Source organism: Oscillatoria sp. FACHB-1406, assembly GCF_014698145.1.
In the GTDB taxonomy this organism is placed as follows: Bacteria; Cyanobacteriota; Cyanobacteriia; order Cyanobacteriales; family Spirulinaceae; genus FACHB-1406.
Genome location: NZ_JACJSM010000018.1, coordinates 16,203 through 29,710, shown reverse-complemented (window position 1 = coordinate 29,710; position 13,508 = coordinate 16,203). Strand labels below are relative to the sequence as shown.

Annotated in this window: 6 protein-coding genes and 1 pseudogene; all 7 read left to right on the top strand. The window is 42.9% G+C overall.

Annotated features, from left to right (window positions below; translation table 11 throughout):
• Positions 1-431: 431 nt before the first annotated feature.
• The 7 genes and pseudogenes from H6G50_RS16815 (at position 432) to H6G50_RS16790 (ending at position 13,507) form a co-directional block, all read left to right on the top strand.
• The gene (locus tag H6G50_RS16815; RefSeq protein WP_347239950.1) at positions 432-1,778 is read left to right on the top strand and encodes an AAA-like domain-containing protein; all 1,347 of its coding nucleotides are present in this window, start codon (positions 432-434) and stop codon (positions 1,776-1,778) included.
• A gap of 80 nt (positions 1,779-1,858) precedes the next feature.
• Positions 1,859-3,277: a hypothetical protein gene (locus tag H6G50_RS16810; RefSeq protein ID WP_206756574.1), complete on the top strand. Its 1,419-nt coding sequence runs from the start codon at positions 1,859-1,861 to the stop codon at positions 3,275-3,277.
• A 112-nt stretch (positions 3,278-3,389) separates the two neighbouring features.
• Positions 3,390-4,010 carry a hypothetical protein gene (locus H6G50_RS16805; RefSeq protein WP_190718623.1) on the top strand — a complete coding sequence of 207 codons (621 nt, stop codon included), beginning with the start codon at positions 3,390-3,392 and terminating at the stop codon, positions 4,008-4,010.
• A gap of 263 nt (positions 4,011-4,273) precedes the next feature.
• Positions 4,274-4,501 (top strand): annotated as a pseudogene (locus H6G50_RS24580) (adenylate cyclase); the annotation flags it as partial.
• 285 nt (positions 4,502-4,786) lie between these two features.
• Positions 4,787-6,529 (top strand): TOMM precursor leader peptide-binding protein, encoded by a 1,743-nt coding sequence (locus H6G50_RS16800; RefSeq protein ID WP_242032862.1) that lies wholly within the window; start codon positions 4,787-4,789, stop codon positions 6,527-6,529.
• A gap of 24 nt (positions 6,530-6,553) precedes the next feature.
• On the top strand, positions 6,554-7,636 hold the full coding sequence (locus tag H6G50_RS16795) for an amidohydrolase family protein (protein ID WP_190718617.1): 1,083 nt from the start codon (positions 6,554-6,556) through the stop codon (positions 7,634-7,636).
• Between the two features lie 135 nt (positions 7,637-7,771).
• Positions 7,772-13,507 (top strand): AAA family ATPase, encoded by a 5,736-nt coding sequence (locus tag H6G50_RS16790; RefSeq protein ID WP_190718615.1) that lies wholly within the window; start codon positions 7,772-7,774, stop codon positions 13,505-13,507.
• The last annotated feature ends 1 nt before the right edge of the window (position 13,508 follow it).

Sequence of the window (13,508 nt, the reverse complement as noted above, 5' to 3'; positions counted from 1 at the left end):
TAAGTTTTTGATTATAACTAATCCTATTATAAATAGTTTCAGGAAAAATGGCAAAAATCAAGCTGTGCTAAAGAAGCATTGTTTGAGGTAGGCGTTCTGCGCTGCCTATTCTTATTTTTCAGTTTCCAATTTTTTAGGCTCGATAACCCTGCTTATCTTTTACAAAGATTGAATTAAAAGCGAAAAGCTAAGCAAAGATGTTAAACTTTTTGACGACCTATGACCGATCGTCAAATTTTATCGGTAGTTTCCAACTGTGTCGATGGTCTTGCTTTTGTGAGATCGCAAGTTAAGAGGTCTAGAAGCTCATTAACCCAAAGCGGCACTAGCGAAGATTTTGGGGATGGTAATTTTTATACATTAAGCACGATTCAGTTGCTTAAGTTGGTAAAATTGCTCTTATCTTGCAATCATGAGAGCCGAAAAGAAGAGTGATAAAGGAGCCGAACAAGCCAAAGCGCAGACGAGGTGTAATTCTTACCCTACAAGGATTGCAGAAGCTAGAAGCGGCTAAAGCTGAGGCAGAATTTCGGGATAACGGTGGGGCTAGGTATACTTTAGAAAAAATTAGCGATCGCACGGGGTTGGCTATCAATACCGCGATGAAGATCCACGCACGAGAAGTTGGAGTCGATCGCAATACGCTCAAAAGGTATTTCCGCGCCTTTAACTCGAGCTTGGAGGAAGGCGACTATTTCTGGGTATTTCGTCAGGGCGATAGGGTTGAAGAATCGGATAGCCCACCCCCACCCAAAAACGAACTCGAGGTGGAATTGCCAATCGGTCAAGTCCCCTTGGATTCATGCCTCTATATCGAGCGCCCCCCGATTGAGCTTCAGTGTTACAAGACTATTTTGCAGCCCGGAGCGCTGATCTGCATCCAAGCACCCCGCCGCATGGGAAAAACCTCCCTAGTTGCAAGGATTCTCCAGAAAGCGACCGAGCAAGGCTATCATACCGTCGCGATCGATTTTCAGTTAGCAGACCGGGAAATCGTCCAAGATTTAGATAAGTTTTTGCGGTGGTTTTGCGCCAACGTCGGTTTGGGACTGCAACTGGAAAATCAGATGGCGGAATATTGGGACGATATTTTTGGCAGTCAGATTAGCTGCAAGATGTACTTCGAGCAGTATTTGCTGGCTGCAACCGATAAACAGATCGTCATTGCTTTAGACGAGAGCGATCGCTTGTTTGCCCATCCCAACCTAGCCAGCGACTTTTTCGGATTGTTACGAACTTGGCACGAAGAAGCCAAAAATCGGGAGATTTGGCGGAAACTCCGCTTAATTGTGGTGCGCTCTGCCCAAATGTATATCCCGCTGAGTGCTAATCGATCGCCCTTTAACGTGGGGCTACCGATCGAACTGCCGCCCTTTAGTTGCGAGCAAGTGCAGGATTTGGCGAAACGGCAAAAACTGGATTTGTCGGTTGAAGAGGCCGAGCGACTGAGGGTTTTTGTCAACGGAAATCCTTATTTAGTACGATTAGCGCTTTATCATATCGGGCGCGCTGAAGTCACGCTAGAGCAAGTGTTGCAAACTGCTTCGGTTGCTGAGGGAATTTATCGCGATCGCTTACAGCGAGAACTCTGGAACCTCCAACAGGAGCCGGAGTTACTAGCAGCATTTGCGCGCGTTGTCAAGAGCAGTACGCCGGTGGAGTTGGGTTTTGTGGAGGCATCGAAACTGAAAAGTATGGGATTGGTCAATTTACACGGCGATCGCGCGACAGTGAGTTGCGAGTTGTATCGGCAGTATTTCCGCGATCGCTTTAAGTAGCCGTCGATCAATAAAATCATCAGTCGTTCTAGTTACGCAATTCGTCTATTTTCATAACCCCAATCATAGAGGTCTAGGTGATGAAACGTTCCTTCTTGATTTTAATGGCTATTTCAATAGTTATTACCGCAGGGTTTTCCCTAGCCGTAAAAGCGACAAATTATACCGATCCGAACATAGTTTTCACATCTAAATTACCGTCAGACTTAGCTACCACAGACGACAAAGCAGAAAATTTTAATCCATTCTCTTGGCAGTCTTTCGTGGCACTGAACTGGCCAACCGATGAAAACGGGAATCCAATCGAACCCGAAAACCAATCAACTATTGGTTTATATCCTGACGCACCAAGGGTTTGGCAATGCTACGAGCATCCTGAAGAAGTATTTCAACAGGATGGACAAACCTCTACCGAGTTGCATAAAAAATGTGAAAAAACGATTAGACTTGCCCTATCGAAAGAAGGAGAAGAAGCCGATGAAAGAGAAGGCAACGATAGGCCGAAAGAAGTTAAGCTTCCCTTAATTGACCAACAGAAAAACTATGTCGTGTATGAAATTCGAGTTAATCCAGATGAAGCTAAACAAATTCGCGATAACGGTTGGAATGAAATCAAGAAACTAGAGAAGTACGATACTCTAGACCAATGTAAAGAAAAGGAAAACAAGAAAGAGAATTGCAATTTATTTCAGTTTTCCACTAGCGACGGAGCAAGACCGATCGAAATTAAGGCAGCATGGCGGGTGTTCGATGCAAGCACTTCTTCCCTAGAAAAAGCTCGTTATTATACGACTAAGCAAACTTTACATATTCCCGCGAAATACAGCACGACTGGCCAAGACATCGAAGAAGAAGTCGAGCTAGGTTTGATCGGTTTTCATATCGCTCAAAAAACAGCCAATAAAAATTGGATTTGGTCTACGTTTGAACAAGTGGATAATCTAGAGGTAAATGTTCCCCCAATTTCTCCAAGTTTAAAGCCAACTTTACGCAACCTGGATTGTAATGTGAACAACAAGTGCTTACCAGATAACACGAGAGATAAAAATGAGACATACTTCTGGCGAAAAGAATCACCTCATGCAGTGACGAAAGAGCAGAATGGAGAAATGAAAGAACTAGAACCAACGCAGGTACAGCGGCTAGACCACAGAGGCCCGTCTCTAAGCACGAAAAAACTGAATGAACAGTGGCGAAAAAAATTTCAAGAAATTAATTCAGTATTGCAATATTACCAACTTATCGGCACGGAATGGATGTTTGGACTTCCTTGTGGTTTATTCTCAAATAATACCAATAATTGTGCGGGTATTCCTGTAAGCCAGTTTTTCAATAGTCCAACTAATTTTATATTTTCTCCTGTAGCAAATGTAACGATGGAAACCTATACTGAACCTCAGAATTCTTCTTGTGTAAAGTGTCATGCTGGGGCTAGGCTCACCCAAGATCGAAAAAGGAGTACAGATTTCAGTTTTCTCTTAGATGAGTATGCTAAATAGTTCTGCCAAAAAAGATAGAAGCCAAGAAAAGTTTTGTTTCAGCGAACTTAAGGGTATACTATAGTAACAGTATTGCAACCCGTTTTTTCTCTCGTTAATTAGGAGTAAACTTATGACCGATAACCAAAATCGCACTCAGTTTGATATCCGCAAAACTTTGGTCAATTCGTCGGAGGGAAGAAAAGATTTCGAGCGCCTGCTTGCCGCTTGGATTGGAGATAGTGATAAATTCAATGAGATAAGAGCGATAATGCCCCTCGCTTGTAGGCAAATGTCTCAACTGATCGCGTGGACATGGTTAGATGATGCGGAAACGGAGGAGGAAAAGGAGTTAAAGACAAGATTCACACAGGCACTTAATATCCAGGCAGAGCATAACCAACCTCAATATAGCCAGGAAATTTCCGATCTCCTTACCGGGAAAGAAGCACAAGGAACTCTTACTTTACCAGAGCAATACAAGAACCTTGCAGGAGACTTCCAGGAGTATGTTTATACAGAGGATTTTGTTCAATATTTCTATTTTGAAGTCGTGAAAAGTCCTGACGGTTATATCGCCTTTGAGGGAGATAAGCCAGACGATAAAAACTCGAAGATTATTGCAGGACTTGCATATCCCCCTCGACCTGAATTAGATGAATCCCAAGTAGAGGAGTTAAAAGCTTGGGCTACTGGCGAATCGGGCGAGGGATGGGAACCCCCTCAACAATGGATTGTGTTAGCTTCATTATAAAATTGCTTTTCTCAATTCTGTAAATCCACCCTAAGTTTTTAGAAAATTCATACTCGTTCTCAATCCAGGGTGGAAACTCCTTTTTTATATTCACGAAAAGCCCCTAACTTAATATTTTCAACTAAACGCTTCTCGTTGCAAAAGCCGGTCTAGTAGGGTGGGCAGCGCCCACCTATCAAGACTTTGATGCTTTTAGTGCCGCTTATTATCGGGCAAGTAGCCCTATATTTATTGTTTAAAAAAACGATACTGCTAAAATATATATGTTAAATAGACCAAAATTTAAAATTAATTTTATAGTAGAAACTTTAGGCTCGGAAAGTTTATTCCTTATAGCAGAAAACGAGTCAATATTACTAAACGGTTCTCTCTATCAACTCTTAGCACCCTTAATTGATGGTCAACATACTGTTGATGATATTGTCAGTATATTGCAAGATCGGGTATCTTCCACTGAGATTTATTATGCACTCATGCGGATGCAACAGAAAGGTTACATCGTAGAAAGTGATGATGCTCTACCATCTACAATTGCAATGCTTTGCAATGCTTTGAACCTTGACTGCAAGGAAGCATACCGCCGATTGAAAACTACCCAAGTAGTCGTGAAAAGTTTAGGCTCTATCCCTAGCACTGACTTGATTTCATTGTTGCAATCTCTTCACATACAAGTAGTCGCTGAGGAAGGAGATTTAGAAATTGTTTTAACTGATGATTATCTCCGAAAAGAACTAGCTGTTTTTAATCAAAAAGCTATAAAGTCATCGCGTCCTTGGATGCTAATTCAACCTTTAGGAAATACGGTTTGGATCGGGCCAATTTTTTATCCCGGTCAAACGGGTTGCTGGGAGTGTTTAGCCCAACGTTTGCGAGGAAACAGACCCGTTGAAGCATTCATCCAAAGGCACAAAAATATCGCAGCGCCTTTAACTCCCCCGCTCAATTCATTGCCTTCTACTTATCAAACTACTCTAAGTATGGCGGCTACGGAAATATTGAAATGGGTTTTACAGGGAGAAAATAAACAATTAGAAGGTATTCTGGTTAGCTACAATACTATTTCTTTAGAAACGCAAAAGCACGTTTTGGTCAAGCGTCCCCAATGTCCGATTTGTGGAGAAATGGGAAATAGAATTAATCGGAAACCCCTACCTATCGTGCTGGGAAGGCGAAAAAAGACTTTTATTACAGATGGAGGACACCGTTGCGTTGCACCTGAAGAAACGCTAAGGAAATACCAGCATCATATTAGTCCGATTACAGGAGTTGTGCGATCGCTAGAAAAAGTGTTTTCAGAGCCGAATAGCTCGATCCATACTTATGCAGCCCAGCATCATTTCGTCACCCTGTTCGACGATATTAATGGTTTACGTCAAAATCTTAGCGGTAGAAGTGCGGGCAAAGGAAAAACCGAAGCCCAAGCTAAGGCAAGCGCTTTTTGCGAAGCAATCGAGCGCTATTCTGCTGTATTTCAAGGAGACGAAATCGGGCAAAAAGGGAATTACCGAAATCTGGGAGAAGTGGCGATTCATCCCAATCGCTGTATGAATTTCAGTCAAGCCCAATATAAGAATCGGCAAGAATGGAATGCCAAATGTCATAGCTGGTTTCAAAAAGTTCCCGAACCTTTTGATGAAGAAAGAGAAATTGATTGGACACCCGTTTGGTCTTTAACTCATCAAACTTTTAAATTCCTGCCTACGGCTTATTGCTATTTCGGCTATCCTCAGCCTGTTAAGCCGGATTGTTGGGCGGATTCCAATGGCTGTGCTGCGGGTAACACCTCAGAAGAAGCAATTTTGCAAGGATTTATGGAATTAGTAGAACGAGATAGCGTTGCCTTGTGGTGGTATAATAGAGTGAAAAGAGCGAGAGTCGATCTAGACAGTTTTAACGAGCCGTATTTTCAAGCTCTCAAAGATTATTATCAAACCCTGCATCGCGACCTTTGGGTTTTGGATATCACCAGCGATTTGAATATTCCGACTTTTGCAGCAATGACCAGAAGAAACGATCGCGCGGTAGAAGATATCGTATTGGGTTATGGTTCCCATTTTGACCCTAAAATTGCGGTGCAAAGAGCCTTAACCGAGGTCAACCAGATTCTTCCTGCCGTTTTTTCCGCCAATGCCGATGGCAGCACCGATTACCGAACCTACGAACCGCTAGCGATTGACTGGTGGAAAACGGCCACCCTGGAAAATCAGTCGTATTTGGTTCCTGATGAAAGCCTTCCTGCCAAAGTATGTGCCGATTATCCCCAGCTTTGGAGCGATGACTTGCACGAAGACGTAATGACCTGCCAACAGATTGTGGAGAAACACGGTATGGAAATGCTGGTTCTCGATATGACGCGACCCGATATCGGATTGAAGGTAGTAAAAGCGATCGTTCCGGGAATGTGCCACTTATGGAAACGCTTAGGTTCGAGACGGCTTTATGAAGTTCCCGTGCAATTGGGTTGGTTGAAAGAACCGACACCAGAAAGTCAACTCAACCCATTTCCGATGTGGATGTAAAAGAAATTTCCCAGATCTAAAATTATGCTGAACGGATTTCAAATCGTCGATGCAGATGCTCACGTCTTTGAACCCAACGATATGTGGGGAAAGTACCTCGAACCCGCCTTTAAAAGCTTTGCACTTTCACCCGATTTGAAAATCAAAGGTGAAAGTATTTATCAAAAAATGACGGAGCGAGTAGCGGTAAAAGAAGCTAAACGAATCGGTCGCTCTCACCCCGCATCGGTACTTAATCGCTTCAACGCCGAATCTCAAGTGCGAGCGATGAAATTAATGGGAATCGATATCGCTTTTAATTACCCGTCCTATGCTTTATGGATTTTAGCGATCGATACCATAGCGCCCCAACTCGCTGGCGCATTCACCCGCGCCTACAACAATTGGCTGCAAGACTTTTGCAGTTACGATCCTCAAATTCTCAAAGGTGTCGGAGCGATTAATTTTCACGATCCCGAACAGATGGTTTCGGAATTGCAGCGAATTGCCAGCTTTGGCTGGAAAGCCGTCTTTATGCTGCCGAATCCGGTTAAAGGAAGACTGTTAAGCGATCTGGCCTACGAACCATTTTGGACGGAGTGCGAGCAATTGGGCATCGCGGTAGGTCTTCATACAGCCGCTCACGCTCGCTTGGCAACGGCTGGGGCAGAGCGATTTAATACCCGTTTTGCGCTCCACGCCTGCGCTCATCCGATCGAACAAATGATGGCATTGTTAGCCTTGATTGAAGGCGGGGTGTTAGAACGCCACCCCAAGCTCAAAATCGGCTTTCTAGAATCAGGCTGCGGCTGGCTTCCTTATTGGTTGTGGCGGCTGGATGAAGAATACGAGAATCTTCATTGGGAGGTTAACGACAACGTGAAAATGAAGCCATCCGAATACTTTCGCCGCCAGTGCGTTATTGAGATCGAGCCATCTGAGCCGTACATCCCTGAGATTATCCGATATATCGGCTCTGATAACTTAATTTTTGGTTCCGATTATCCCCATGTCGATCACAAACCAGATATTGTTGAGAGAGCCGTAGCCCTTCAAGAGCAACTCCCGCAAGAAACGGTACAAAAGATTCTCTGGGATAACTCGGTTCGTTTTTACGGATTAGAATGATAGGGCAGAGGGTGGAAGGGGGAAGCCATTGATGCCAATGTTTCAGCGACTAAGAACCTCATAATCGCCTTGGTGGTTGGGATAAAATCCTCGGATTTGGGAAAACCTAATTGATTGAGAAGCAGGTGAGTTTTCATGGTAACTATTTGCAATTACCAGGTTACAGAAAAACTTTACGAAAGCCAAAACTCGATCGTCTATCGCGGATATCGCGAAAATGAAAGCCAATCCGTCATCCTTAAAATGCTTAAGGATGTCTATCCCTCCCCAGAAAGAATCGCTCGTTTTAAACGAGAGTTTGAAACGACGAAAAGTTTAGATATAGAGGGAGTGGCAGATGTTTATAGCTTAGAAAGCGACCAAAATCGGTGGGTTATGACCGTTGAAGATTTTGGGGGTGAATCTCTCATAGGCTTAACCAAAAATATCAAGTTGAGTATTGGAGATTTTCTCGGAATAGCAATTGAAATCACGGAAATTATCGGGCAAGTCCATCAGCGGTATATTACTCACAAAGATATTAATCCAGCTAATATTATTTTTAATCCAACAACTCATCAAATCAAGCTGATTGATTTTGGAATTTCCGCAGCGATCTCCAGAGAGAATATACCGTTAGGGAATCCCGATAAGCTAGAAGGAACATTACCTTACTTATCGCCGGAACAAACGGGACGGATGAATCGGTCTGTGGATTATCGCACCGATTTTTACTCGCTTGGCGTTACATTTTATCAGTTATTGACGGGGCAATTACCGTTTATAAGCAATAATGCGATCGAGTGGGTGCATTCTCATATTGCCAAGCAACCGATTCCACCTCACCAACTCAACCCAGAAATTCCTCAGCCTGTGTCTGAAATTATTCTCAAGCTGATGGCGAAAAACGCCGAAGACCGTTACCAATCAGCTTACGGTTTGAAAGCAGATTTAGAAGAATGCTACAACCAATGGTGTTCTAACAAGCGGATTAATGAATTTAATCTCGGTCGGCAGGATGTTTGCGATCGCTTTCAAATTGCCCAAAAACTCTACGGACGAGAAACCGAAATCAATACTCTACTCGCTGGTTTTGCCCGTGTCTGTGAGGGCAGCAGCGAACTGATGTTGGTTTGCGGATATTCTGGAATTGGGAAATCAGCTTTAGTCCGAGAAGTTTACAAGCCAATTACACAGCAACAGGGGTATTTCATTGTAGGAAAGTTCGACCAATTTCAAAGAGATATTCCCTACGATGCGTTGGTACAAGCACTGCGCTCTTTAGTGCAGCAACTATTGACGGAAAGCGAAGCCCAAATTGCAGAATGGCGCAACAAACTGTTAGCAGCACTTCGCGAAAACGGTCAGCTAATTGTTGATGTTATTCCAGAACTCGAACTAATTATTGGCGCTCAACCAACCGTACCAGAAGTAAGCCCAACGGAAGCCCAAAATCGCTTCAACCTCGTTTTTCAAAATTTTATTCGGGTATTCACTCAACCCGAACACCCCCTCGTCATTTTCTTAGACGATTTACAGTGGGCCGATCGAGCTTCTTTGCAATTAATTAAATTACTGATGACCGCGCCAGATAACCATTATCTATTTGTTATTGGTGCTTATCGAGATAACGAAGTCAGCGAAGCTCATCCCTTGATGTTAACGATCGATGAAATTCAAAAAGCCAAGGAAATCGTGAATTTCATCCAGTTGTCGGCTTTGGATTTACCGAACATCAATCAATTAATTGCCGATGCCACTAAATGCTTACCGCAGCAAAGCTTACCTTTAGCTGAATTGATACTGGCTAAAACTAACGGCAATCCCTTTTTTATCAACGAATTTTTAGAAGCTTTATATAAAGAACAGTTATTAAAATTTGATTTCGATCGCGGTAGCTGGCAGTGGAACCTAGAGCAAATTCAAGCTAGGAATATCACCGATAATGTGGTAGAATTAATGACCGATCGAGCTAAAAAAATAGCGGAAGAAACGAAACAAGTTCTAAAGCTAGCAGCTTGTATCGGTAATCAATATGACCTGCAAACTTTAGCGATTGTTTCGCAAAAATCGGCTCAAGAAACCGCCAAAAACTTATGGCCTGCAATTGTTGAAGGATTGATTCTGCCCCTGAGCGATGCCTACAAACCGATCGAGCTTGATGTTGATGGTTGGGAAGAAAAAGTTAATGTTAAATATAAGTTTGCTCACGACCGCATTCAACAAGCAGTTTATTCCTTGATTCCGCCAACGGAAAAACAAGCGGTACATTGGCAAGTGGGCAAACTGTTATTGCAAAATACTCCCCTCGATAAACAAGAGCAGAAAATTTTCGATCTCGTCAATCAACTGAATTGGGGTTTGGATTTAATCGAGGCACAAAAAGAGCGCTCCGAACTGGCGCGATTAAATTTAATTGCTGGCAAAAGAGCAAAAGCTTCATCTGCTTATAAATCGGCATCTCATTATTTGCAAATTGGTTTGAAATTGCTGGATAAAAATAGCTGGCAAGAGCAATACGATCTGGGTTTAGACCTGTATGTAGAAGCAGCAGAAGCGGCGTACTTGAATGATGAGTTCGAGCAAACGGAAGCATTAGCGAAAGTCGTACAAAAGTACGCAAAAACTGTCTCGGATAAGTTAAAAGTTTATCAAGTTCGGATTAGAGCTTACTGTAACAACAACCATCAATTATTACAAGCGGTAAATATTGGGCGGGAAATACTGGATCTGTTGGGCGTACACCTGCCAAAAAAACCGAGTAAAGCTGATACTAGCTTGGCTTTAGAGAAAGCTAAATCTGCATGGTCTGGTAAAAAACCTTCAGAATTAATTAACTTGCCAGCGATGAGCGATCCTGAGAAACTGGCTGCGATCGCAATTCTTTCCGAATTAATTCACCCCACCTACGAAGCATTCCCGCAGCTTTTACCTTTCATCGCCTCAAATATGGTCGGTTTGTCGATCGAATACGGCAATACGGCTTTGTCGGCTCAAGGATACGCTGCTTACGGGATGATTTTGTGTGGAATGATGCTGGATTTGGATGCTGGTTACGAGTTCGGTCAACTGGCTTTAAACTTGGTGGAACGTTTCAATGCCAAAGAACTAAAATGCTGGGTTACTTTCCAAGTCAATGCGTTTACAATTCCTTGGAAAAAACATTTTATCGAAGTATTCCAACCCAGCTTGGAATCTTATCAAATCGGTTTGGAAACAGGAGATCTACAATATGCCGTTTTTGGTGCATACACTTATTGTTATCATGCTTACTGGATGGGTAAAGAACTCGGATGGCTAGAGCGAGAAATCGCTAAATACAGTCAGGGAATGGCTCAAATAAATCAAAAGCACGTACAGAGTTATCAAGACAGATATTGGCAAGTTGTATTGAATTTGATGGGAGAGTCTAATAACTCTTGGCACTTGGTTGGCACGAAGTACGACGAAGAAAAAATGCTGCAAATTATCACCGAGTCCAATGATATTTATTCAATTTTTGAAATCTATCTCCAAAGATTAACGCTTTGCTATTTATTCAAAAATTTAGATATAGCTATAGAAACCGCACCAATCGCAGAAAAATATGTAGGTGGTGCATTAAGTACAATTCTAGTTGTTTGTTTTTATTTTTATGATTCTCTGGTAAGGCTAGCTGTTTGCGAGGAAAGCCAAAAAATTAAACAAAAACAGCATCTCAAAAAAGTAAATGCTAACCAGAAAAAGATGGAAGTATGGGCGCACCACGCCCCCATGAATTTTTTGCATAAATTCTATCTGGTTGAAGCAGAACGCGCTCGCGTGTTGGAAAAAAATACGGAAGCCAGAGAATATTACGATCGCGCGATCTCCCTAGCCCAAGAAAACCAATATCTCAATGAAGAAGCGCTTGCTAACGAACTCGCAGGCAAATTTTATCTCGCTAAAGGTCAAAACCATGTTGCCCGTCACTACCTGCAAGATGCACACTACGCTTACCAAAGATGGGGAGCGCAAGCCAAGGTCAAAGACTTAGAAGAACGATATCCGCAGTTTTTAGCTCAAACTATTTCCGGTTTCCCGCATACGACCCTAACTATTTCAACCACGACAAGCGGAGAAAGTTTGCAGCGAAACTTGGATTTTTCCAGCGTTCTGAAAGCTTCCCAAATGGTTTCCAGCGAAATCGTGTTGGAAAAGTTATTGGCGAAGTTGATGAAAATTGCGATCGAGAATGCAGGCGCTCAAAGAAGTTTTCTCATCTTACCTTCCCCGACTAAACCAGAAAATGAGGAAATTAACTGGGCGATCGAAGCTGAAGCGGCTGTAGAGGGCGATCGCATGACGATTTTACAATCGATTCCTATTGATTCTGTAGATGCTGCAACGGGCGTTTCTTTGCTGTCAACTGCAATTGTTCACTATGTCGCTCGCAGCCAAGAAAATGTCGTCTTGAATAACGCTACTGAGGAAGGGCAATTTACTGGCGATGCTTATATTCTCGCCACTCAACCCAAGTCTATCCTCTGTACGCCCCTCCTCGATCGCGGTAAACTTGCTGGTATTATTTACTTAGAGAATAATCTCGCGATCGGCGCTTTTACTCCCGAACGAGTCGAAACTTTAACAATCATTGCCGCTCAAGCTGCTATCTCGATTGAGAATGCAACGCTTTACGAACAGTTAGAAGATTATAACCGAACCTTGGAGCAGAAAGTTGAAGAACGCACAAATGAACTCTCCCATACCCTAGATATTCTCAAAGCCACGCAAGCGGAGTTAGTGATTGAAAATGCGCTGCTACGGAGTGCGGAAGAACCACAGAGTTATAATTACCAAGTCGGCGGCAGTTTGCCTATCGATGCGCCAACTTATGTGGTGCGATCTGCCGATCGATATTTATATAAAGCCTTAAGACTCGGACAGCTTTGTTATATCCTCAATACGCGACAAATGGGGAAATCCAGCTTGCGCGTCCAAATCATGAAAAGGCTACAATCTGAGGGTTTTGTTTGTACCGCGATCGATGTTTCTACGATTAGTAATTCCCAGACCACTTTAGAGCAGTGGTACGCAGGCTTGGCTTACCTTTTAGCCAGCGGTTTTAATCTCTTAGATAAAGTCAATATTCGGACTTGGTGGCGGGAACGAGACTTTTTATCCTCCGTGCAGCGGTTATCAGAGTTTATCAATGAAGTGTTATTAACAGTTATCTCTGAAAAAATTATTATTTTTATTGATGAGATTGATAGCGTCCTCGACCTTCAGTTTGACAGCAGCGCCTTATTCGGTATTATCCGCACTTGCTATAATAAAAGGGCGGATAGTTCCGACTACCAGCGCTTAAATTTTGTTTTATTAGGCGTAGCGACTCCCTCCCAACTCATTCAAGATAGAAATCGCACGCCTTTTAATGTCGGTCAAGCAGTTCAACTCAACGGTTTTCAAGCGCATGAAGCGCAGCCCTTATTGCAAGGTTTAACCCAACGAGTTAGCAATCCGCAAACGTTGCTTAACGAAGTCATCGCTTGGACGGGGGGACAGCCTTTTCTCACCCAAAAAGTCTGCCAACTGATTTGTAGTTCTGAGGCTTCTATTCCGACTAACGACGAAGCTGCTTACGTGGAAGGGTTAGTGCGATCGCACATTATCGAAGATTGGGAATCCCAAGACCAACCAGAGCATTTACGGACAATCCGCGATCGGATTTTGAGCGATAAACAGCGTGCAATTGAACTGCTACAACTTTACAGAGAAATTTTAGATCGAGGGCAAGTTTTAGCGGTTGATAGTTTAGCAGAAACGGACTTGATAATGTCGGGGTTAGTCGTTAAGAAAGGGGATTATCTCCAAGTCAATAACCGCATTTATGAATTGATATTTGACGCGCGTTGGGTGCAAAAATATATTTGAT

Excerpts from the sequence above, each read along its gene's own strand:
- H6G50_RS16800 (WP_242032862.1), top strand. The coding sequence starts at position 4,787 with ATGCTAATTCAACCTTTAGGAAATACGGTTTGGATCGGGCCAATTTTT.
- H6G50_RS16805 (WP_190718623.1), top strand. The coding sequence starts at position 3,390 with ATGACCGATAACCAAAATCGCACTCAGTTTGATATCCGCAAAACTTTG.
- H6G50_RS16790 (WP_190718615.1), top strand. The coding sequence starts at position 7,772 with ATGGTAACTATTTGCAATTACCAGGTTACAGAAAAACTTTACGAAAGC.
- H6G50_RS16795 (WP_190718617.1), top strand. The coding sequence starts at position 6,554 with ATGCTGAACGGATTTCAAATCGTCGATGCAGATGCTCACGTCTTTGAA.
- H6G50_RS16810 (WP_206756574.1), top strand. The coding sequence starts at position 1,859 with ATGAAACGTTCCTTCTTGATTTTAATGGCTATTTCAATAGTTATTACC.